The sequence below is a fragment of the Streptomyces sp. NPDC007084 genome (assembly GCF_040703595.1).
Classification (GTDB): Bacteria; Actinomycetota; Actinomycetes; order Streptomycetales; family Streptomycetaceae; genus Streptomyces.
The window spans coordinates 357,063-378,065 of the sequence record NZ_JBEYFY010000002.1 but is presented as its reverse complement, the minus strand read 5'-3'; the positions used below and the strand labels follow the sequence as shown (position 1 = coordinate 378,065).

15 protein-coding genes and 1 pseudogene are annotated in these 21,003 nt (G+C 73.4%); 5 read left to right on the top strand and 11 right to left on the bottom strand.

What is annotated here, in order from left to right; translation table 11 throughout:
- Positions 1 to 139: 139 nt before the first annotated feature.
- From AB0912_RS03510 to AB0912_RS03500, 3 genes are all read right to left on the bottom strand, one after another.
- Positions 140 to 1,756: a von Willebrand factor type A domain-containing protein gene (locus tag AB0912_RS03510; RefSeq protein WP_366696246.1), complete on the bottom strand. Its 1,617-nt coding sequence runs from the start codon at positions 1,754 to 1,756 to the stop codon at positions 140 to 142.
- 200 nt (positions 1,757 to 1,956) lie between these two features.
- A complete protein-coding gene (locus AB0912_RS03505) occupies positions 1,957 to 2,820 on the bottom strand; it encodes an ABC transporter permease (RefSeq protein WP_366696245.1) in 864 nt (287 codons plus the stop codon).
- A complete protein-coding gene (locus AB0912_RS03500; protein WP_366696244.1) occupies positions 2,817 to 5,501 on the bottom strand; it encodes an alpha/beta fold hydrolase in 2,685 nt (894 codons plus the stop codon). Before AB0912_RS03500 ends, AB0912_RS03505 begins: the two co-directional genes overlap by 4 nt.
- Positions 5,502 to 5,617: 116 nt before the next feature.
- On the opposite strand from AB0912_RS03500, the gene AB0912_RS03495 reads away from it, so the two are divergent.
- Entirely contained in the window at positions 5,618 to 6,028 is a 411-nt protein-coding gene (locus AB0912_RS03495) for a GNAT family N-acetyltransferase (RefSeq protein WP_366696243.1), read from the top strand.
- A 39-nt stretch (positions 6,029 to 6,067) separates the two neighbouring features.
- Here AB0912_RS03495 and AB0912_RS03490 read toward each other — a convergent pair whose 3' ends face one another.
- The 6 genes and pseudogenes from AB0912_RS03490 to iolC form a co-directional block, all read right to left on the bottom strand.
- Positions 6,068 to 7,480, bottom strand: a complete 1,413-nt coding sequence (locus AB0912_RS03490) for an APC family permease (RefSeq protein WP_366696242.1) — start codon at positions 7,478 to 7,480, stop codon at positions 6,068 to 6,070.
- Positions 7,481 to 7,874: 394 nt separating this feature from the next.
- Positions 7,875 to 9,377: a CoA-acylating methylmalonate-semialdehyde dehydrogenase gene (gene mmsA, locus AB0912_RS03485; protein ID WP_366696241.1), complete on the bottom strand. Its 1,503-nt coding sequence runs from the start codon at positions 9,375 to 9,377 to the stop codon at positions 7,875 to 7,877.
- A 14-nt stretch (positions 9,378 to 9,391) separates the two neighbouring features.
- On the bottom strand, positions 9,392 to 11,275 hold the full coding sequence (gene iolD, locus AB0912_RS03480) for a 3D-(3,5/4)-trihydroxycyclohexane-1,2-dione acylhydrolase (decyclizing) (protein ID WP_366696240.1): 1,884 nt from the start codon (positions 11,273 to 11,275) through the stop codon (positions 9,392 to 9,394).
- A 143-nt stretch (positions 11,276 to 11,418) separates the two neighbouring features.
- Positions 11,419 to 11,838 (bottom strand): annotated as a pseudogene (locus tag AB0912_RS03475) (5-deoxy-glucuronate isomerase); the annotation flags it as partial.
- 7 nt (positions 11,839 to 11,845) lie between these two features.
- The gene (locus tag AB0912_RS03470; RefSeq protein WP_366696239.1) at positions 11,846 to 12,907 is read right to left on the bottom strand and encodes a deoxyribose-phosphate aldolase; all 1,062 of its coding nucleotides are present in this window, start codon (positions 12,905 to 12,907) and stop codon (positions 11,846 to 11,848) included.
- A complete protein-coding gene (iolC, locus tag AB0912_RS03465; RefSeq protein WP_366696238.1) occupies positions 12,904 to 13,854 on the bottom strand; it encodes a 5-dehydro-2-deoxygluconokinase in 951 nt (316 codons plus the stop codon). Before iolC ends, AB0912_RS03470 begins: the two co-directional genes overlap by 4 nt.
- A gap of 304 nt (positions 13,855 to 14,158) precedes the next feature.
- Here iolC and AB0912_RS03460 point away from each other — a divergent pair, with 304 nt between their 5' ends.
- The 3 genes from AB0912_RS03460 to AB0912_RS03450 all read left to right on the top strand — a co-directional run bounded on the left by AB0912_RS03460 (position 14,159) and on the right by AB0912_RS03450 (position 16,427).
- The gene (locus tag AB0912_RS03460; protein WP_366696237.1) at positions 14,159 to 14,980 is read left to right on the top strand and encodes a sugar phosphate isomerase/epimerase; all 822 of its coding nucleotides are present in this window, start codon (positions 14,159 to 14,161) and stop codon (positions 14,978 to 14,980) included.
- 465 nt (positions 14,981 to 15,445) lie between these two features.
- Positions 15,446 to 15,646, top strand: coding sequence for a MerR family transcriptional regulator (locus AB0912_RS03455; protein WP_366696236.1), 201 nt, complete (start codon positions 15,446 to 15,448; stop codon positions 15,644 to 15,646).
- Positions 15,647 to 15,848: 202 nt separating this feature from the next.
- Positions 15,849 to 16,427, top strand: a complete 579-nt coding sequence (locus tag AB0912_RS03450; RefSeq protein WP_366696235.1) for a GNAT family protein — start codon at positions 15,849 to 15,851, stop codon at positions 16,425 to 16,427.
- Between the two features lie 159 nt (positions 16,428 to 16,586).
- Here AB0912_RS03450 and AB0912_RS03445 read toward each other — a convergent pair whose 3' ends face one another.
- The gene (locus AB0912_RS03445) at positions 16,587 to 17,630 is read right to left on the bottom strand and encodes a zinc-dependent alcohol dehydrogenase family protein (protein WP_366696234.1); all 1,044 of its coding nucleotides are present in this window, start codon (positions 17,628 to 17,630) and stop codon (positions 16,587 to 16,589) included.
- Between the two features lie 41 nt (positions 17,631 to 17,671).
- On the bottom strand, positions 17,672 to 20,158 hold the full coding sequence (locus AB0912_RS03440) for an MMPL family transporter (RefSeq protein ID WP_366696233.1): 2,487 nt from the start codon (positions 20,156 to 20,158) through the stop codon (positions 17,672 to 17,674).
- Between the two features lie 167 nt (positions 20,159 to 20,325).
- Between AB0912_RS03440 and AB0912_RS03435 the strand changes: the two genes are divergently transcribed.
- On the top strand, positions 20,326 to 21,000 hold the full coding sequence (locus tag AB0912_RS03435) for a TetR/AcrR family transcriptional regulator (protein ID WP_366696232.1): 675 nt from the start codon (positions 20,326 to 20,328) through the stop codon (positions 20,998 to 21,000).
- Positions 21,001 to 21,003: the final 3 nt, after the last annotated feature.

Genomic DNA, 21,003 nt, shown 5'->3' with positions numbered 1-21,003 from the left:
GGTCGCAGGGTCCTTACCGACGAGTCAACTTACTCGTGCGTAACGGAAATTCAATGGTCCGCGCACGATCCGTTCACCCGGCCGGTTCCGGCCGGGGGTCAAGGTCCTTTCAGGGAGCGGCGGTTGGCGGGCACCGGTGCTAGCGGGCGCAGTCCTGGGCACAGACGTTCAGGTCGTCGGCCTGGCCGATCGCGGTGGCGAGCGCGGCGACGTCCTTGTCCTCGGTGGCGCGGGCCAGGTCGCTTGCCCGGGAGGCGAGTTGGCCGAGCGGGCGCCCGCCGGGCAGGGGGCTCCGGCGGGCGTCGCCCGAGCGCAGCGCGTCCGCGAAGTAGGCGGCGACCGCGGTGACTTGGAAGGCGGGCGGGGAGGACCAGACGTCGGCGCGCAGCGAACCGGCTTCCAGGCGGCCGGAGTTCTCGTGCGCGGCGCGGGTGGCGGGGTCGAGCCAGCGGACGGTGGCGGTGGCGAGGTGTCCGGAGGCGCCGGGGCGGGTGCGGACGGCGTAGAGGGCGGTGACGGTGTGGCCGGGGCCGACCTCGCCGCCGTCCACCCGGTCGTCGCGGAAGTCCTCGTCGGCGACCGCGCGGTTGTCGTAGCCGATCAGCCGGAATTGCTCGACGGTCTCGGGGTCGAAGGCGACCTGGGCCTTGGCGTCGCGGGCGGTGAGGTCGATGTTCTGCGGGAGCCGGTCGCAGAAGACGCTGTAGGCCTCGTCGCGGCCGGAGACGTAGGTGGTGTGGCCGTCGCCCTTGTCGGCGAGGCGTTCCATGAGGGCGTCGCCGTACTCGCTGCCGACGCCTACGCCGAACAGGGTGATGCCGTGCTCGCGGCGGGCGGCGGAGATCTGTTCGAGGATGCTGTCGGCGTCCGTGTCACCGGTGTTGGCGAGGGCGTCGGAGACGAGGACGACCCGGTTGGTGGCGCCCTCGCGCAGGCCCTCGACGGCGGTCGCGTAGCCGGTGCGCACGCCCGCGCCGAGGTTGGTCGAGTCGGTGGGTTCCAGCCGGTCGATCGCGTGGTGGACGCGGTCGCGGTGGTCGCCGAGCCGGGTCATCGGCAGGACGGTCTGCGCCTCGCCGCTGAAGGTGACCAGCGCCACCGAGTCGTCGTCGCGCAGCCGGTCGGTCATCACGTCGAGGGAGGCGCGGGCCAGGTCGAGCCGGCCCGGTTCGGCCATGGAGCCCGAGATGTCGATGACGAAGGTGAGGGCGGCGGGCGGGCGGCTGCTCTCGGTCTCGGCGGCGCGGGTGGCGAGGCCGACGCGGACGAGGGACCAGCGGTCGTCGCCGGTGCGGGCGCCGTCGACGGTGACGGAGAAGCCGTTGCCCTCGGGGCGCGGATAGTCCTGGCGGAAGCTGTTGACGAACTCCTCGGGGCGGACGGTGGACGGGTCGGGGGCGTGGCCGCTCGCGAGGGTGCGGCGGGCGTAGCCGTAGGAGGCGGTGTCGACGTCGAGGGCGAAGGTGGAGAGGTAGTCGGCCGACGGGGTGGCGCCGGGGGTGTCCGGCTGTTCGCCCTCCTGGTCCCGTTCGGCGCCGCCGCCGGTCGGCCCGCCGGGCAGCGGGATGTCGTGCCGGGAGGACTTGCGCCCGTCGGAGGAGTGGGAGCCGTCGCCGGCGCCGCAGCCGGTGAGCAGGACCGCTCCGGCGGCGGCGAGGGCGAGCAGCGGGACGGCCAGGCGCCGGCGGCCCGCCGTCCGGGCGCCGCGTGTGCCGGTCCCGGTGCCGTGCGCTGTGCTGGTGTGCTTCTTCCCCATCCGTGCCCCCTCGGTCGTACGGCCCTGGTGTGGCCCGACGTGTGTGACTGTGACGCCGGAGGGGGTCCGGACGAGCGCTCGGGAGCGTTGCGGAAGCGTCTCGAACCGGCCACGGTGGCGGGCCGTCGAGACCGGTGGGTGATCTTCCGGAGACCTGGGGGTGTCCTCGGGCGCGCCGGGCGGGCGCACCCGAGGGGGCCCTAGGAGACGATGTCCTTGTGGCGGAAGCCGCGGAAGGCCAGCGCGAACAGGACCAGGGCGTAGGTCACCGAGATCGCGGCGCCCTGGATCATGCCGCCCCATTCGGGGGTGGGCTGGACGGCGTCGGCCCAGGCGAACTGCCAGTGGGCGGGCAGGAAGTCGCGCCAGTGGCCGAGGGCGGTGACCGCGTCCAGCACGTTGCCCACGATGGTCAGTCCGACCGCGCCGCCGACCGCGCCGAGCGGGGCGTCCGTCTTGGTGGACAGCCAGAACGCGAGCCCGGCGGTGACCAGTTGGGACACGAAGACGTAGGCGATGACGACCAGCAGCCGCTGGGTCGCGGTCCCGGCGGACAGGGCGCCGCCGGTGGGGATCTCCAGCGGGCCCCAGCCGTAGGCGGCGGTGCCGACCGCGAGGGCGACGACCGGCAGCAGGATCATCGCGGCGAGGCTGAGGCCGAGCGCCACGGTGAGCTTGGACCACAGCAGGCGTGTTCTCGGCACGGGGGCGGCGAGCAGATAGCGCAGCGAGGACCAGCTCGCCTCCGAGGCGATGGTGTCGCCGCAGAACAGGGCGACCGGGATCACCAGGAGGAAGCCCGCGGAGACGAACAGGTTCACCGCGGCGAAGTTGGCGCCGGAGGCGGTGGCCGTGTCCATCAGGGTGACCTGGCCGTTGCGCCCGCCCGGCTGACCGCCGACGGCGAACGCGACGACGAGGACGAAGGGCAGCAGCGCGAGGACCGCGCCCATCACCAGGGTGCGGCGGCGCTTGAGCTGGCGGAGCAGCTCGACGCGCAGCGGCAGGGTGTGGTGGGCGCGGTAGCCGTCCGCCGTCTCGGCCCGCTCGACGAGCGTGCTCATGCGGAGCCTCCGATCAGGGTGAGGAACGCGTCTTCCAGCCGGCGGTGGGGACCCACCGACGCCACCGGCACGTCGAGGCGAACGAGGTCGGCGACCAGCCGCTGGGCGCTGCCGTCCGCGCCGAGGCGGACGAGCAGTCCCTCGTCGGTGGCGAGGGCGGAGACGACACCCGGCAGGGCCCCGACCTTCTCGACCACGGGCGGGTCGAGTCGGGCCGCGGTGCCGACGAGCAGGGTGTCGCCGGAGCCGATGATCTCGGAGACCGGGCCCGCCTGGACGAGCCGGCCGCGGTCCATGACCACCAGGTGGGTGCAGGACTGCTCGACCTCGGCGAGGAGATGGCTGGAGACGATGACCGTGCGGCCCGCGGCGGCGTACCGGATCATCACCTCGCGCATCTCGCGGATCTGCGGCGGGTCGAGGCCGTTGGTCGGCTCGTCCAGGATGAGCAGGTCCGGGAGGCCGAGCATGGCCTGGGCGATGGCGAGGCGCTGGCGCATGCCCTGGGAGTAGGTGCGCACGGCGCGGGCCAGCGCGTCGCCGAGGCCGGCGATCTCCAGGGCCTCTTCGAGGTGGGCGTCCTCGGCGGGCCGGCCGGTGGCCCGCCAGTACAGCTCCAGGTTCTCCCGGCCGGTGAGGTGCGGGAGGAAGCCGGCGCCCTCGACGAACGCGCCGACCCGGGACAGGACGGGGGCGCCGGGGCGGATGGCGTGCCCGAAGACGCGGATCTCTCCGGCGTCGGGCCCGATGAGGCCCATGAGCATGCGCAGGGTGGTCGTCTTGCCCGCGCCGTTCGGCCCGAGCAGGCCGAGGACCTGGCCCTTCTCCACCCGGAACGACAGGTCGCGGACCGCGTACCGGTCGGCCGACTTCGCGTAGCGCTTGCTCAGGCCGGTGATCTGGAGCGGGACGGCGGCGAGCGCGGGGTCGGGGGCCGGGGCGGTGGTGCGGCGGCGGCCGGTGACCAGCAGGGCCAGCGCGGCGAGCGTGCCAACGGCCGGCAGCCACCACACCCAGGAGGGGAGCGGGGCGGCGGCGGTCGTCACCCCGGGCGCCGTCGGCACCCGCAGGCCGCTCTTCACCGACACGCGGTACGTGGCCGGGGCGGCCGGGGAGGCGTAGCCGAGGTCGGTCGAGGCGAGGACCAGGCGGAGCCGGTGGCCCTTGCGCACCTCGTGGTCGACGGCGGGCAGGGTGAGGCGGACGTCCTTGCCGCTCCGCGCGCCCTCCACCCGGACGGGGGTGACGAGCTGGGCGGGCAGCACCTGGCGATTGCCGTCCGGGCCGACGTCGTAGACCTTGCCGAAGAGGACGGCGTCCTCGGCGCTCGATGTGACGTGCACGGTCACCGTGGGCGAGCCGGTGACGCGCAGGTCGTCCCGGAAGGGCGCGGAGTCGAAGTGGGCGTACTGGCCGGGGAAGTCGATGCCGACGCCGACGCCGAGGGAGGAGAGCTGGGTGAGGCCGCCGAAGTCGCCGAGGCCCGGCAGGGCGGAGATGGCGGGCGGGCTGGCGCCGGCCGGGTTCTGGACGGTCTGCTCCCGGCCGGTCAGCGCGACGGTGTGCCGGCCGCTCTCCAGGCCGGGGTAGCGGTCGGCGCTCGCGCCGCGCAGCAGGGCGGCGCCGTCGGTGGAGTCGATGCCTCCGGTGCGGGTGACGCGGAAGGCGGGGCCGGTGTCGGCGCTCTTGTCGTCCTTCAGATAGCGGTCGAACCAGGCGGCGGCGCGGGAGGTGAGGCGGTCCGCCTCGCGGTCGCCGCCGTCGTGCCCGCCGGAGATCCAGTCGACCTTCACGGGTGCGCCGTTGGCGCGCAGCGCCTTCTCCAGGGCGTCGGCCTGGCCGAGCGGGAAGAGGGAGTCGGTCTGGCCCTGCGCGATGAGGGTGGGCACCTTGATGCGGGAGGCGACGGCCTCGGGGCTGCGCTCCCGGAGGAGCCTGACGGCCGCCGGGTCGGGCTTTCCGGACTCGGCGACCCGGTTGTACATGGCGCACAGCTCGGGCTCGAAGCGCCGGCAGCCGCCGCCGGAGTTGATGAAGAGTCCGGCCCAGACCTTCTTGAACACGCCGTTCGGGAACAGGGCGTCGGCCAGGTTCCAGTAGGTGATGGACGGGGCGAGGGCGTCGACGCGCGGGTCGTGGGCGGCGGTCAGCAGGGAGACGGCGCCGCCGTAGGAAGCGCCGGCCATGCCCACGCGCGGGTCGCCGCTCTTGTCGAGCCGGACCTCGGGGCGCTGGGCCAGCCAGTCGATGAGCCGGGAGGCGTCGGCGACCTCGCCGCGCGCGTCGTTCAGCCCGATCCTGCCGTTGGAGCGGCCGAAGCCGCGCGCGGACCAGGTCAGCACCGCGTATCCGTCGCGGGCGAGCCGCTCGGCCTCGCCGCGGACGTCGGCCTTGCTGCCGCCGAAGCCGTGCGCGAGCAGGACGGCGGGGCGGCGGCGGTCGGCGGGGCCGGTGGTGAAGTACGAGGTGTCGATCCGCACTCCGCCGCCCATGGGCAGCATCCGGTCGCTGCGGCGCACGGCCGGGGAGCCGTCGGAGGCGACGGCCGTCCAGGTGCCCGCGCCGGCGAGCACGACGAGGGCCGCGACGGCGCCCGCCCACCGCCGGCGGGCTCGCGCGTCTGTCCGGGCGGGCGGGCGTCCCCGGCGCGGCAGGCGCGGCCGGGGCAGTCGAAGATCCATGGCTCAACGGTACGGGTGCGCGCCGACAGCGGGGGCAGCCGCCCGGCTGAACCCGGGCCCCTCCCAGGGGAGTACGGTTCGCCCCCCGCGTACCGCGTCCGTGGTACGAACGGGCCATGGAACTGCGCCGCGCCGCCACCGTCGGGGAACTGACCGCCGCCGAGTACCTCTTCGACCATCCCGTGCGTCCCGACTGGGCCCGGCGGTTCCTGGAGACGCGGGGCCATCACCTGTACCTGGCCTACGAGGGCGGGGAGCCCGTGGGTTTCGTCAGCGGGGTCGAGACCGTGCACCCGGACAAGGGCACCGAGATGTTCCTGTACGAGCTGGCGGTGGCCGAGCCGTTCCGGCGGCGCGGGATCGGGCGGGCGCTGGTGCGTGAACTGGCCTCGCTGGCACGGGAGCGCGGCTGCTACGGGATGTGGGTGGGCGTGGACACCGGGAACGACGTCGCCCTTGCCGCGTACCGCAGTGCGGGGGGCAAGGACGACGGGACGTGCACGGTGGTGACGTGGGACTTCGGCTGAGGCCGGCCGTGCCGCGCCGGGCGGGCCCGGCGGGGCGGGTCAGGCCGCCCGCTCGTCCTCGGGGAGCGAGACCAGCCAGCGGGTGGCGCGGCGCGGGCGCAGGTAGAAGGCCCAGTACAGGGTGGCGACCGCCGTGATGCCGCCGGTCCACAGCAGGTAGACGGCGTCCTGCTGGGTCAGGACGTAGGCGAGGACGACGATCAGCAGGACCGGGACGGCGGGCCACAGCGGCATCCGCCAGGCGGCCGTGTGGCGGTGGTGGCCGCGCCGGGCGAGCAGCGCGGCGACCGCGACGAGCAGGTACATCGCCGTCACGGAGACGCCCGTCACGCCGTACAGGGTGTCCAGGTTGACGAAGCAGAGGGCCGCGCCGGGGATGCCGACCAGGAGGGTGGCGACCCAGGGGGAGCCGAACCGGCCGAGCCGGGACAGGCCGGTGTTGACCGCGCCGGGCCAGGCCTTGTCGCGGGCCGAGGCGAACAGGACGCGGGAGTTCTGGATGACCATGACGATGCCCGCGTTGATGATCGCGAGGGCCACGCACAGGGAGACGAAGGTGCCGACGGCGGAGTTGGACCAGGCCGTGACCATGGTGCTGATGTCGCCGCCGGTCAGCGCGGACAGGTCGGGGGCGCCCATGGTGATGGCGACGACCGGGACCAGGATGATGACGGTGGAGATGGCGAGGGTGGCCAGCACCGTGCGGGCGACGTTGCGGCGCGGGTTCTCCAGCTCCTCGGAGAGGTAGACGGCGGTCGAGAAGCCCTGGGTGATGAAGAGGGCGATGGCGAGCCCGGAGACCACCAGCATGGCCGTCACGGTGTCCGTGTGGCCGCCGGAGCCGGAGACCTGCATGGAGACCAGGCTGCCGGCGCCGCGCTCGCTGTGCGCGAAGCCGAGGATGGCGACGACACCGGCGGCGATGACTTCGAGGACCAGGAAGATGCCGGTGATCCAGGCGTTGGCCCGCAGGTCGAGCAGGCCCGCGAGGGTGGCCAGCAGCATCACGCCGGCGCCGGCGGCCGAGGAGTTCATGTGCACGAGGGGCGCCAGGTAGTCGGCGGTGCCCATGGCGATCACGGGCGGCACGATCATGACGACCAGCAGGGAGAGCACGAAGACCAGCCAGCCCGCGAGGCGGCCGGCCAGCGTGGAGACCATGGCGTACTCGCCGCCGGCGCTGGGGATGAGGGTGCCCAGTTCCGAGTAGCAGAACGCCACGGCGATACAGAGCACCGAGCCGATGGCGATGGTGAGCGCGGTGGCCGTGCCGAGCGAGGAGAACAGGTCGGGGACCACGACGAAGAGGGTCGAGGCGGGTGTCACGCACGAGAGCGTCAGGAGGGTGCCGCCGACGACGCCGATGGAGCGCTTGAGCTTCTGGGGGTTCCCGGCCGCCGTGAGGGCGACGTCCGGGAGGGCGGGCTCGACAGGGCGGAGCGTGTCGGTCATGAAGTGGTTCCGATCGACTCGTGCGTTCGTGCGTCAGGTGGTTCGCGGGGGAGCGTTATCGCCTCCGGCGGCTCGCGTCGTACATCTGGTCGTCCGCTCCCACGCTGATGGAATCTGACGGAAACCGTTGCGTCAATGGCCGTCTACCTTCGGAATCCGCAGCACCGGAGCGACGCATCTCACATCACTTTCCCAGGCGTCAGAAGCTCACCAGATCAATCAGCAAGCCTTTTCCGAGTACGACCATGCTTTCGAAGGCGGCTGAGACGGATGCCCTGCGCCACCCGGTTCCTCCCACCTCCACGGGAATCGTTGCGGGGGCGTGAAAAAAACATGAAGCCGTCCGCTATGCGGACGGCTTCACGGGGTGGTGCGAGGGGGGCCGGACGGGGGCTCAGTGGTTGCGCGGGAAGCCCAGGTCGACGCCGGCCGGCGCCTCGGAGGGGTCCGGCCAGCGGGTGGTGACGACCTTGCCGCGGGTGTAGAAGTGCGTGCCGTCGTTGCCGTAGATGTGGTGGTCCCCGAAGAGGGAGTCCTTCCAGCCGCCGAAGGAGTGGTAGCCGACGGGCACCGGGATCGGCACGTTCACGCCGACCATGCCCGCCTCGACCTCCAGCTGGAAGCGGCGGGCGGCGCCGCCGTCCCGGGTGAAGATCGCGGTGCCGTTGCCGAAGGGCGAGGCGTTGATCAGCGCCAGGCCCTCCTCGTAGGTGTCCACGCGCAGCACGCACAGCACCGGGCCGAAGATCTCGTCCTTGTACGCGTCCGCCGTCACCGGCACACGGTCGAGCAGCGAGAGGCCGATCCAGTGGCCGTCCTCGTGGCCCTCGACCGTGTAGCCCGTGCCGTCGAGGACGACCTCGGAGCCCTGGGCGGCGGCGCCCGCCACGTAGGAGGCGACCTTGTCGCGGTGGGCGGCGGTGATCAGCGGGCCCATCTCGGACGCCGGGTCGTTGCCGGGACCGATCTTGATCTTCTCGGCGCGCTCGCGGATCTTGGCCACCAGCTCGTCGCCGACGGCGCCGACCGCCACGACCGCGGAGATCGCCATGCAGCGCTCGCCGGCCGAGCCGTACGCGGCGGACACCGCGGCGTCGGCGGCGGCGTCCAGGTCGGCGTCCGGCAGCACCAGCATGTGGTTCTTGGCGCCGCCCAGCGCCTGTACGCGCTTGCCGTTGGCGGCGGCGGTGGTGTGGATGTAGCGGGCGATCGGGGTCGAGCCGACGAAGGACACCGCCTTGACGTCGGGGTGCTCCAGGAGGCGGTCGACGGCCACCTTGTCGCCGTGCACCACGTTGAACACGCCGTCGGGCAGACCGGCCTCGGCCAGCAGCTCGGCGATCCTCATCGCGGCCGACGGGTCCTTCTCGGACGGCTTGAGGACGAAGGTGTTGCCGCAGGCGATGGCGAGCGGGAACATCCACATCGGCACCATGGCCGGGAAGTTGAACGGGGTGATGCCCGCGACGACGCCGAGCGGCTGGCGGATCGAGGACACGTCGACCCGGGAGGCCACCTCGGTCGACAGCTCGCCCTTGAGCTGCACGGTGATCCCGCACGCCAGGTCCACGATCTCCAGACCGCGGGCGACCTCGCCGAGCGCGTCCGAGTGGACCTTGCCGTGCTCGGCGGTGATCAGCGCGGCGATGTCGTCGCGGTGGGCGTCGAGCAGCGCGCGGAACTTGAAGAGAATCGCGGTCCGCCTGGCCAGCGACGAGGTCCCCCACGTGGCGTAGGCGTCCTTCGCGGCGGCGACCGCGGCGTCCACCTCCTCAACGCTCGCGAACGCGACCCGCGTGGTCACGGCGCCGGTCGCCGGGTCCGTGACCGGCCCGTACGTCCCCGAGGCACCCGCGGTGGGCTTGCCACCGATCCAGTGGTCGACGGTCTTCGTCATGGCCAAGAACTCCTTCACAGATGGCGGCGTCGGGCGGCGACGTGCCGGTCGTACTCCTCGCGGGCCGCCACCGCCGACGATCGGGTCGCGGTCTCGGCCACGGGTACATCCCACCAGGCCTGGGCCGGAGGCGCGCCCGACACTGTGTCTGCCGTTTCGGTCTCCACGTAGACACAAGTGGGAGTGTCCGCGTCACGGGCCTCGGCGAGGGCCGCCCGCAGGTCACGCACGGTCTTCGCGCGCAGAACCCGCATGCCGAGGCTGGCCGCGTTGGCCGCGAGATCCACCGGCAGCGGCGCCCCGGTGAACGTGCCGTCCGCGGCCCGGTGCCGGTAGGCGGTGCCGTATCCCTCGGCGCCCACCGAGGCCGACAGGCCGCCGATGGACGCGTACCCGTGGTTCTGCAGGACGACCACCTTGATGGCGAGGCCCTCCTGGACGGCGGTGACCAGCTCGGTCGGGTTCATCAGATACGTGCCGTCGCCGACCAGCGCCCACACCGGCCGGTCCGGGGCCGCCATCCGGACGCCGATCGCGGCCGGGATCTCGTAGCCCATGCAGGAGTAGCCGTACTCGACGTGGTACTGGTCCCGCGAGCGCGCCCGCCACAGTTTGTGCAGGTCCCCGGGGAGCGAGCCGGCCGCGTTGATCAGGATGTCTTCCTCGGTGACCAGCTCGTCCAGGACGCCGAGCACCTGCGGCTGGGTGGGCCGGACGTCGACGTCCTCGGCCTCGTAGGCCGCGTCGACCCGGTACTCCCAGCGCTCCTTGTCGTCCGTGTACTCGGTGACGTAGGCGGACTCGACGCGGTGGCCGTGCGGCAGCAGCGCCTCGCCGAGCGCCTGGAGACCGGCGCGCGCGTCGGCGACCAGCGGGACACCGGCGAGCTTGTGGCCGTCGTACGGGGCGATGTTGAGGTTGAGGAAGCGGACACCGGGGGCGCCGAAGAGGGTGCCTGAGGCGGTGGTGAAGTCGGTGTAGCGGGTGCCGACGCCGATCACCAGGTCGGCGGTGCGGGCCAGTTCGTCGGCGGTCGCCGTGCCGGTGTGGCCGATGCCGCCGACGTCCTGCGGATGGTCCCAGCGCAGCGAGCCCTTGCCCGCCTGGGTGGAGGCCACCGGGATACGGGTCGCGGAGGCCAGCGCGTCGAGCGCCTCCTCGGCGCGGCTGTGGTGCACACCGCCGCCCGCGACGATCAGCGGGCGGCGGGCCGCGCGCACGGCGGCGACGGCCGCGGCCAGCTCGCCGGGGTCGGCGGCCGGGCGGCGCACGGTCCAGGTCCGCTCGGCGAAGAACTCCCCCGGCCAGTCGTGGGCCTCCGCCTGGACGTCCTGGGGCAGCGCGAGCGTGACGGCGCCGGTGTCGACGGGGTCGGTGAGCACCCGCATCGCCTGGAGCGCCGCCGGGATCAGCGCCTCGGGGCGGGTGATCCGGTCGAAGTAGCGCGAGACCGGGCGCAGGCAGTCGTTGACCGACACATCGCCCGCGTAGGGCACTTCGAGCTGCTGGAGCACCGGGTCGGCGGGGCGGGTAGCGAAGACGTCGCCGGGCAGCAGCAGCACCGGCAGGTGGTTGACCGTGGCGAGGGCGGCGCCGGTGACGAGGTTGGTGGCCCCGGGCCCGATGGACGTGGTCACGGCATGCGTGGCGAGCCGGTTGCTCTGCCGCGCGTAGCCGACGGCCGCGTGCACCATCGCCTGCTCGTTGCGGCCCTGGTGGTACGGCATGTCCCGCGCGTACTCGACCAGCGCCTGGCCGATCCCGGCGACGTTCCCGTGCCCGAAGATGCCCCAGATGGCGCCGATCAGCCGGCGCCGCACCCCGTCCCGCTCGGTGTACTGGGCGGCCAGGAACCGCACCAGCGCCTGCGCGACCGTCAGCCTCGTCGTCGAGGTCATCGGTATCCCCCTGTGCTTTTCGCGTGTTCCGGGAGTTCCGGGAGGCCCGACAGGTTCGGGAGACCCGGGTGGAAACGGGGCCGCCGTTCCCTGTCGCCGCCCGGTCCCGCCAGGACGGTCGGGTGGCCCGTCGTACACGATGGCGCCCCTCGGTGCTGGACGGAAACCTCCGGCGCGGGGCCGTAGCGGGCGGGGAGTCGGCGCTCGCACTTCGCTCCTGCCAGGGCGAAGCGGCCTCCCACGCCGGAGGCGATCTGGGCCGGGGCGTCCCGGGGCACACACGCGGAGTCGGTGACTCCGTCGAACCCGCCCGCTCTGCCCCGGAGGGGGAACTCTTCCTCGGCCATACCGTCCTCGACGCGCACCGTGCGACCGCCCGCGAGCGGCCGCACGATCCACTCGCCGGCCCCGCTCGTACGGGTATGGGTACCCCCGGGCGCCGGTTCCACGATCGGCGGGGCGCTGGGGGTCCGGCCGGCCCGCGCGGGGTCGGTGTCGAGCGCGTGGCGCGCGTCGGCGGCGGTGCCTCGCGGCACGTGCGGCCCGTTGCCCGGACGGCTCATGCGCTCCTCACAGCAGTCCCACGGCGGTGTCCACGGCCGCGGCGACCTCGCCGTCCGCCGGGTACAGCAGCGAACGTCCGGCCACCAGCCCCTGCACGGTGGGCAGTTGGAGCGCGCCGCGCCACTTCTCGTACGCGCCCTCCTGGTCGTCGCCGACATCGCCGCCCAGCAGTACCGCGGGCAGCGTGGACGTCTCCATGACGCGGGCCATGTCGTCGGGGTTCTCGGTGACGGGGACCTTGAGCCAGGTGTACGCCGAACTGCCGCCCAGGCCCGCGGCGATGGCGATGGACTTGGTGACGGCCTCGGCGCTCAGATCGTTGCGCAGCGTGCCGTCCGCTCGGCGACGGCAGAGGAACGGCTCGACGAATACCGGGAGTCGGCGCTCCGCCATCGCGTCGATCGTCCGGGCCGCCGACTCCAGGGTGCGCAGCGAGCCCGGGTCGTCGTAGTCGACGCGCAGCAGCAGTTTTCCCCCGTCGAAGCCGAACCGTTCGATGTCCTGCGGGCGGTGGCCGGTGAACCGGTCGTCCAGTTCGAAGGCGGCGCCCGCGAGGCCGCCCCGGTTCATCGACCCGATGGCCACCTTGCCGTCGAGCGCGCCGAGCAGCAGCAGGTCGTCCAGGATGTCGGCGCTGGCGAGCACGCCGTCGACGCCGGGGCGGGAGAGCGCGAGGCAGAGCCGCTCCAGCAGGTCGGCGCGGCCCGCCATGGCCAGCTTCCGGTCTCCCACGGCGAGCGCGCCGCGTGCCGGGTGGTCGGCGGCGACGATCATCAGCCGCCCCGCCCCGTCGAGCAGGGGCCTGCGCACCCGCCGCGCGGCGGCCTCGGCAACCGCCTCAGGCTCCCGAGCCCGCGTCCGCGCGAGCCAACCGACGTCGACGCGGGGGGAGGTGGGGGTGAGGGGGGCGTAGGTGGTGGGTGTGGGGGTGGGGGTGGGTGTGAGGGTGCGCGTGGAGGCGGGGGCCTGACCGGGGTCGGGGGTGGAGGCCGGGGGGTCGCCGCCCTGCGCGTGGGGCGTGTCGCCGCCCTGTTCGGGGGGCGGGCCGCCGACGTGGCCCGCTCTCACCGGACCGCTCCGGCGGTCAGCGCGTCCTCGACCTCTTGGGCGGTCGGCATCGCGGAGGAGCACTCCAGACGGGAGGCGACGATCGCGCCCGCCGCGTTCGCGTGCCGCATGATCCGCTCCAGGTCCCAGCCGGCGAGCAGCCCGTGACAGAGGGAGCCGCCGAACGCGTCGCCCGCACCGAGCCCGTTGAGCACCTCGACCGGCAGCGGCGGGACCTCCGCTCGGGTGCCGTCGCGGTGGACGGCGAGCACTCCCTTGGGGCCCTGTTTGACGACCGCGAGTTCCACGCCGGCGTCGAGGAGGGCGGCGGCCGCGGTCTGCGGGTCGCGCTCCCCGGTGGCGATCTCGACCTCGTCCACGTTCCCGACGGCGACCGTGGCGTGCCGCAGGGCCTCCGTGTAGAAGGGGCGGGCCGAGGCGGGGTCGTCCCAGAACATGGGGCGCCAGTCGAGGTCGAAGACCGTCGTACCGGACCGGGCGCGGTGGGCCAGCGCGGTGAGCGTGGCCGTGCGGCTCGGCTCCGCGCACAGCCCCGTGCCCGTCATCCAGAAGACGTGGGCGGCGCGCACGGCGTCGAGGTCGAGTTCGTGGGCGCCGATCTCCAGGTCGGGCGCCTTGGGCAGCCGGTAGAAGTAGAGCGGGAAGTCGTCCGGCGGGAAGATCTCGCAGAAGGTGACGGGGGTCGGCAGGGCGGGGACCGGGGTGACCCAGCGGTCGTCGACGCCGAAGCCGCGCAGCTCCTCGTGGAGATAGGCCCCGAAGGGATCCGCACCCGTACGGGTGATGACGGCGGTACGCCGTCCGAGTCGCGCGGCGGCCACCGCCACATTGGTCGCCGAGCCGCCGAGGAACTTGCCGAAGGAGGTCACCCGGGCCAGCGGCACCCCCGCCTGGAGCGGGTAGAGGTCCACCCCGATCCGGCCCATGGTGATCAGCTCGTACGCCATCACGTTCCCTTCTCCTCCGGCTGTCCCCAGGTCTAGTGCCGCACGGGGAGCCCTGTCAACGTTTTGTCCGGACATTCGGACTACGCCCTTGACACCACTTTCGGGCCGCCGGAAGCTGGCGCCCATGACGCCGTCGTCACCTCAGTCCTCGCCGCTGTCCGGGCTCCAGCCGTCGCGGGAGCCGTCGCCCTCCTCCTCGCCATCGCCCTCGTCCTCGTCCTCGCCCTCCTCCTCACTGTCGCGCATCCGGATCGGTTCGGCGCCCGACTCCTGGGGCGTCTGGTTCCCCGACGATCCACGGCAGGTGCCCTGGCGGCGCTTCCTCGACGAGGTCTCCGGCTCCGGATACGAGTGGATCGAGCTGGGTCCCTACGGCTATCTGCCCACCGACCCCGCCGTGCTCCGGGAGGAGACGGCCCGGCGCGGGCTCGGCGTCTCGGCGGGCACGGTCTTCACCGGGCTGCACCGGGGGCCCGGGGTATGGGAGTCGACCTGGGAACACGTCGCGGAGATCGCCGCGCTGACCCAGGCGATGGGCGCCGAACACCTGGTCGTCATCCCGGCGTTCTGGCGGGACGACAAGACGGGAGCGGTACTGGAGGACAGCACGCTGACGCCGAGCCAGTGGCGCAGTCTCACCGCCCAGACGGAGCGGCTCGCCCACGAGGTGCGCGAGCGGTACGGGCTGCGGATCGTCGTCCACCCGCACGCCGACACGCACATCGACAGCGAGGAGAACGTCACGCGGTTCCTCGACGCCACCGACTCGTCGCTGGTTTCGCTGTGCCTCGACACCGGCCACTACGCCTACTGCGGCGGCGACAGCGTCAAGCTCATCGAGACGTACGGCGAGCGCGTCGGGTACCTCCACCTCAAGCAGGTGGACCCGCTGGTGCTGGCCGGGGTACGCGCGGAGGGGGTCCCCTTCGGGCCCGCGGTCGCCCGGGGCGTGATGTGCGAACCGCCCTCCGGAGTACCGGCGCTGGAACCCGTCCTGGCCGCGGCCCGGCAACTCGGCGTCGACCTCTTCGCGATCGTCGAGCAGGACATGTACCCGTGCCCACCCGACAAACCCCTGCCGATCGCCCGACGGACACGGGCGTTCCTGAGGGGGTGCGGGGTCTGAGGGGCGGAGGGCACATCGGGGGCGGAGGGGTCTGAGGGGCACAGGGGTCTGAGGGCACGCGGGTCTGGGGGGGCTGGGGGGCTGCCGGGTCTGGGGGCAGGCGGGGCCTAAGGAACTGCGGGGCTGCGGGGCTGCGGGATCTTGTTGTGGGTGGGGGATCTTGTTGAGGGTGGGGGCGGGCGGAGAAGTCGGGGTGGGCCGGGGGCGGCAGCGGGACTCTCATACCCTCGCCACCCCTCCGCCCCACGGGCGCCAATGCGTCACCCGTGTCACAAAAACCACCTCCGTGTCACGGATGTCGCGTGTACGCGGGTCTTGCGTCACACCCGGTCGACAGCCACTGCCCGGCGCTCACTCCGTGTCGTTCAACGGGCACAGGCTTTGTGATCACCAGCGCAGCGCCCCGGCTCCCCCGCCGGCCGCCCCAGGCCGCCGCCGCGGCACGCGCGCAGGGAGGTGCCCCGCATGACCGACCCCAGACTCTGGTCGTACAAGGAGATCGCCGCGCACATCAAGGTGCAGCCGGACACGGTGCGGTCCTACCGCAAGCACGGGCTGCTGCCTCCGCCCGACCATGTCGAGGGCGGAAAGCCGTACTGGTACGCCGACACCGTCCGCGCCTGGGTCGCCTCCCGCCCTGGAAACCGGGGCCGCAGAACCGACTGAACCCCCCTGCCCGGCACCCCGCTTCCCGACGGGTGCCGGGCCGGGGCGTACCCGGATCGAGGTATCTCCGGGCCGGGGCGTGTCCGAGCGAGGGGTGTGCCGGGGCCGGGGCGTGTCCGGGCAGGGCGTACCGGGGCCGGGGCGTTTCCGGGCCGGCGCAATTCGATTGCCGGGTCCCCGGCCGCCCGCCGATGATCATCGGATGAGCTTCTCCGTGAAACCCGTCCTCACCGGCGAGAAGACCGTGCTCCGTCCGTTCACCGTGGACGACGCCCCGGTGATGGCGGAGATCCTGCGCGACCCCGACGTCCTGCGGCTCACCGGCAGCCCTGACGAGGAGTTCGGGGAGGAACGGCTGCGCCAGTGGTACGGCTCCCGGGCCGCGCAGCCGGACCGGCTGGACCTCGGCGTGGTGGACCGCGCCTCCGGTGAACTGGTCGGCGAGGCCGTCCTGTTCGAGTGGGACGCCCGCAACCGCTCCTGCACGTTCCGCATCCTCATCGGACCGGGCGGCCGGGACCGCGGGCTCGGCACCGAGGCGACCCGGCTGATCGTGGGCCACGCCTTCGAGCAACTGGGCCTGCACCGGGTCGCGTTGGAGGTCTTCGCCTTCAACCCCCGGGCCCGGCGCGCCTACGAGAAGGCCGGCTTCGCGGCCGAGGGCGTCGAGCGGCAGACACTGCTGTGCGACGGGGAGTGGATCGACTCCGTACAGATGTCGGTCCTGGCTCCGGAATGGGCCGCCCACCGGGGCAGGCCTGAAACAGCCCCGGCCCCGTGAGGGAGGCCCGACTCGCCGAGGATGGCCCCGACCGGCCGAGGGCAGCCCCGACTCGCCGAGGGTGGCACCGGTCGGCCGAGGGAGGCCCCGGCCCGCTGAAGGTGGCACCGCCCTCGGTCGCGGGCGCCCCGAGCCCGCGCCCCGGTTCAGCCCCACCGCTCACCCCCACGGTTCGATGACCGTCACGCCCGAGCCCGGCGCCGATCCCATGGCGGCCAGCGCTGCCGGGGCCGCGTCCAGCGGGATGGTGGACGTGACGAGGAGGTCGGGCCGCAGGACTCCGGCGCGGACCAGCTCCAGCATCGCGGGGTAGGCGTGCGCCGCCATGCCGTGGCTACCGAGGAGTTCGAGTTCGAGGCCGATCACCCGGGCCATCGGGACGGGTGTGACCTCGGTCGGCGAGGGCAGCAGGCCGACCTGGACATGGCGGCCCCGGCGGCGCAGGGAGTTCACCGAGGCGGCGCAGGTGGCGGGCGATCCGAGGGCGTCCAGCGACACCTGTGCGCCGCCGCCGGTCAGCTCGCGCACCGCCTCCGCCGGGTCCGCCACGGCGGAGGCGTCCACGCACCGCGCCGCCCCGAACTTCCGTGCCAGGTCGAGCGCGGCCGGGGACACGTCGACGGCCACGACCCGCGCCCCGGACGCCGCCGCGATCATCACCGCCGACAGGCCGACGCCCCCGCAGCCGTGCACCGCGACCCACTCCCCCGCGCGCACCCGGCCCTGGACCAGTACCGCGCGGAACGCCGTGGCGAATCGGCAGCCCAGCGCCGCGGCCGTCCCGAAGGACAGGTCCTCCGGCACCGCGACCAGGTTCACATCGGCGTGGTCGAGCGCCACGTACTGGGCGAAGGAGCCCCAGTGGGTGAAGCCCGGCTGGGTCTGCCGCTCGCACACCTGCTGGTCGCCGGCCGCGCAGGCGGGGCAGCTTCCGCAGGCGCAGACGAAGGGGACGGTGACCCGGTCTCCGGCCCGCCACCCGGTCACCCGGGACCCCACCGCCTCGACGACACCGGCGAGTTCATGACCCGGCACGTGCGGCAGGGCGATGTCCGGGTCGTGGCCCATCCAGCCGTGCCAGTCGCTCCGGCACAGGCCGGTGGCGCCGACCCGCACCACCACGCCGTGCTCCTTCGGCGCCGGGTCCGCGATCTCCCTGACCTCGGCCGGCTCCCCGTACCGCTCGAACACCACTGCCTGCATGGGTCCCGCCCTCCTGCGCAGACGACCTTCCGCGGGGAACGCTAACGCGCGTCCACCGGGTCACGGCCGGCCCCCGGCTCCCCGGCGGAGGCAGAGGCAGAGGCGGCCTCGGAAGCGGAGTCGGGTGCCGGGGCCGGTGTCGCGCCCGGTGCCGCTGCCGGTATCGCGGTGGCCGGCTCCCCCTCGCTCAGGCCGAACCGGTCGTGGAAGCGGCGCAGCGGTCCGGGTGCCCACCAGGTGGCGCGGCCGGTGAGCCGCATCACCGCCGGGACCAGCAGGCTGCGGACGACCATCGCGTCCATCAGGACGGCGAGCGCGATGCCCAGGCCGAGCATCTTGGTGTTGGCCACCCGCGAGGTGCCGATGGCGACCATGACGACCGCGAGGATGACGGCGGCGGCCGTGATGAGCCCGCCGGTGCGCTGGAGTCCGAAGCGGACCGCCTCCCGGTGGTCGCCGGTGTGGTCGTACTCCTCCTTGATGCGGGAGAGGAGGAACACGCCGTAGTCCATGGAGAGGCCGAAGGCGACGCAGAACATCAGGACCGGGAGCGTCGTCTCGATGGAACCGGAGCTGGTGAAGTCGAGCAGGCCGGAGAGATGGCCGTCCTGGAAGACCCAGACCACCGCGCCGAACATCGCGGTCAGACTGAGCGCGTTGAGCAGCACGGCCTGTACCGGGATCAGCACGCTGCCGGTCAGCAGGAACACCAGCAGCAGGGTGACGATCGCGATGAACGCGGCGGCCCAGGGCAGCCGGTCGCCTATCGCGTCCTTGGAGTCGACGAGGACGGCGGCCGTGCCGGTAACCGAGGTGTCGAACGGGGCGTCCGTGGCGCGCAGTTCACCCACCAGATGCTGGGCGTCCTCGTCCACGGCCTCGCCCTTGGGCTGCACCGTGAAGTAGGCCGCGTCCCCTCGCACCAGGGGTCCGTCCACCCGGCGCACCTCGGGCAGCGCGGCGATCCGCTTCCCGTACTCGGCGTACTGGGTGGCGGTGGCCGGGCCCTCGGCCAGGATTTCCAGACCGCCGCCGGGGCTGCCCGGGAAGCCGTCCCGGATGTGCTGCTGCACGACGTGGGACTCGGCGGTCGAGGGCAGCTGGCGGTCGTCGGCCGTGCCGAACTTCACGCCCAGGAAGGGCAGTCCGAGGACGATGAGACCGGCGGTGGTGGCCAGCGCGAACAGCGGCGCCCTGCGCATCACGAGGGAGGCCATCCGGCCCCAGGCGGCCCCGCCGTCGGCGGGCCGGGGCGCGCCGCGGCGGAACAGGCGCCGCAGGTCCAGGGAGTTGACCCGGTGGCCGAGGAGCACGAGGGCCGCCGGGAGCAGGATCAGGGCGGCGCCGGCGGCCAGCAGGACCACGGCGATGCCGGCGTAGGCGAAGGAGCGCAGGAAGTACTGCGGGAAGAGCAGCATCGCGGCCAGGGACACGGCGACGGTGAGGGAGGAGAAGAGCACCGTGCGCCCGGCGGTGCGCAGGGTGGTGCCGACGGCGGCGCGGGGTGCGGCGCCGGCGGCCAGCTCCTCGCGGAACCGGCGGACGATGAACAGGGCGTAGTCGATGGCGAGGCCGAGGCCGAGGGCCGTCGTCAGGTTCATCGCGAAGACCGAGACGTCGGTGACCTCGGTCAGCCCGCGGAGCACGGCGTTGGTGCCGAGGATCGCGAAGATGCCGACCCCGAGGGGCAGCAGGGCCGCGATCGCGCTGCCGAAGACCATGACGAGCAGCAGCAGGGTCACCGGCAGGGCGATCAGCTCGGCGCGGGTGAGGTCCTCGCGGATGGTCGTCTGCATCTCGTGCCGCACGGCGATGGGTCCGCCGATCTCGACCTCGACGGGCCCGCTCCTGCCCCGGTAGGCGGGCGCGACGCGGTCCAGGGTGTCGGCGGCGGCCGTCTCCTCGCCGGTGATCCGCGCGGCGATCAGCGCCTCGTGCCCGTCCCGGGCCTTGAGCGCGGGGGAACCGGACTGCCAGTAGGAGCCGACGCCGGTGACGCCGGGCTCGGCGGCCAGCCGTGCCGTGATCCGCTTGGCCTCGGCGGTGACCGCCGGGTCGTCCACGGAGGAGGCGCCCGCGTCCAGCAGGAGCAGCAGGTTGGGCTGGGAGGCGGGGAACTCCCGCTCCAGCGCCTTGGTCGCGTACGTCGATTCGGCGGTCGGGTCCTCCCAGCCGCCGCTGCCCAGCCGGTCGGCGACCCCGCTGCCCGCGACCACGGCGAGCGCGGTGACCAGCAGGGCGAGGAGCAGGGAGAGGCGGGGCCGCGCGGTCACGAACCGGGTCCAGCCGCCGAGCCGCGCACCGCTGCCGCCGGTCCCCGCGCCTCCGCTCCCGCCCGCGCCTCCGCTCCCGCCCGCGCCTCCGCTCCCGCCCGCGCCTCCGCTCCCGCCCGCGTCTCCCCCGCCCGCGTCCCCGCTCCCACCCGTACGCGCCGCCGGGCCGGTGTCCGCGCCCGGGTCCGTGACCTCGCGTGTCCCCTCGCGGGGGTGCGCTCCGGGCCCGTCACCCGTGCTGTTGACGTCGGACATGATGCGGTGTCCCCTTCACCCTGACCCTGATGGCCCGCATCCGTGCAGGCAGCATGAGTCGCCCCTTGCCATAGAATTGGCAAACACGAGTCTGCGCTCGCGTTTTCCAAGAATGCGAGTGACCGCTCGTGTTTGTCAATCGCGTCCCGAGAAGCTGGGGATAACCCGTGCCCGAGAATCAGCAGACCGAGGAGTCACCGGCCCCGCAGGAGCGCGCCGAGGAGAAGCCGCGCCGCCGCCAGGCCCGCGGCGAGCGGCGGATCACCCAGCTCCTGGAAGCGGCGGCCTCGGTGTTCTGCCAGACCGGTTACACCGGGGCGAGCACCAACGCGATCGCACGCGAGGCGGGGGTCTCCCCCGGCACGCTCTACCAGTTCTTCCCGAACAAGGAAGCGATCGCGATCGGCCTCAGCGACCGGCTGCTGGAGCACTGGGCCACCTCGCACGGCGAGGCGCTCACCGCGGTGAACACCAGCCTCCCGCTGGACCGGATGCTCGACGCGGTGCTCGACCCGCTGATCGCGTTCAACGTGGAGAACCCCGCCTTCGGGGTCCTGATGCACGCCCCCGACACGCCGGGGCGGATCGTCGAGGAGATCAGCACCCTGCACGGCGCGATCCTCACCCGGGTGGAGGACCTGATCGGGACCCGCCTGCCCGACAGGCCGGCCGACGAGCGCGGCCGTGTCGCGAGCATGACGCTCATGCTCTTCAAGGCGGGCCTCACGCTGATCATGGCCCACGAGGGCGCCGAGCGGGACGCGTACGTCACGGAGCTGAAGACGGTCATGTACCGCTATCTGGAACCCCTCCTCGGGGACGGCGTCACCACCGCCCCCTGAGTC

Excerpts from the sequence above, each read along its gene's own strand:
- AB0912_RS03510 (WP_366696246.1), bottom strand. The coding sequence starts at position 1,756 with ATGGGGAAGAAGCACACCAGCACAGCGCACGGCACCGGGACCGGCACA.
- AB0912_RS03505 (WP_366696245.1), bottom strand. The coding sequence starts at position 2,820 with ATGAGCACGCTCGTCGAGCGGGCCGAGACGGCGGACGGCTACCGCGCC.
- AB0912_RS03500 (WP_366696244.1), bottom strand. The coding sequence starts at position 5,501 with ATGGATCTTCGACTGCCCCGGCCGCGCCTGCCGCGCCGGGGACGCCCG.
- AB0912_RS03495 (WP_366696243.1), top strand. The coding sequence starts at position 5,618 with ATGGAACTGCGCCGCGCCGCCACCGTCGGGGAACTGACCGCCGCCGAG.
- AB0912_RS03490 (WP_366696242.1), bottom strand. The coding sequence starts at position 7,480 with ATGACCGACACGCTCCGCCCTGTCGAGCCCGCCCTCCCGGACGTCGCC.
- mmsA (WP_366696241.1), bottom strand. The coding sequence starts at position 9,377 with ATGACGAAGACCGTCGACCACTGGATCGGTGGCAAGCCCACCGCGGGT.
- iolD (WP_366696240.1), bottom strand. The coding sequence starts at position 11,275 with ATGACCTCGACGACGAGGCTGACGGTCGCGCAGGCGCTGGTGCGGTTC.
- iolC (WP_366696238.1), bottom strand. The coding sequence starts at position 13,854 with ATGGCGTACGAGCTGATCACCATGGGCCGGATCGGGGTGGACCTCTAC.
- AB0912_RS03455 (WP_366696236.1), top strand. The coding sequence starts at position 15,446 with ATGACCGACCCCAGACTCTGGTCGTACAAGGAGATCGCCGCGCACATC.
- AB0912_RS03450 (WP_366696235.1), top strand. The coding sequence starts at position 15,849 with ATGAGCTTCTCCGTGAAACCCGTCCTCACCGGCGAGAAGACCGTGCTC.
- AB0912_RS03445 (WP_366696234.1), bottom strand. The coding sequence starts at position 17,630 with ATGCAGGCAGTGGTGTTCGAGCGGTACGGGGAGCCGGCCGAGGTCAGG.
- AB0912_RS03440 (WP_366696233.1), bottom strand. The coding sequence starts at position 20,158 with ATGTCCGACGTCAACAGCACGGGTGACGGGCCCGGAGCGCACCCCCGC.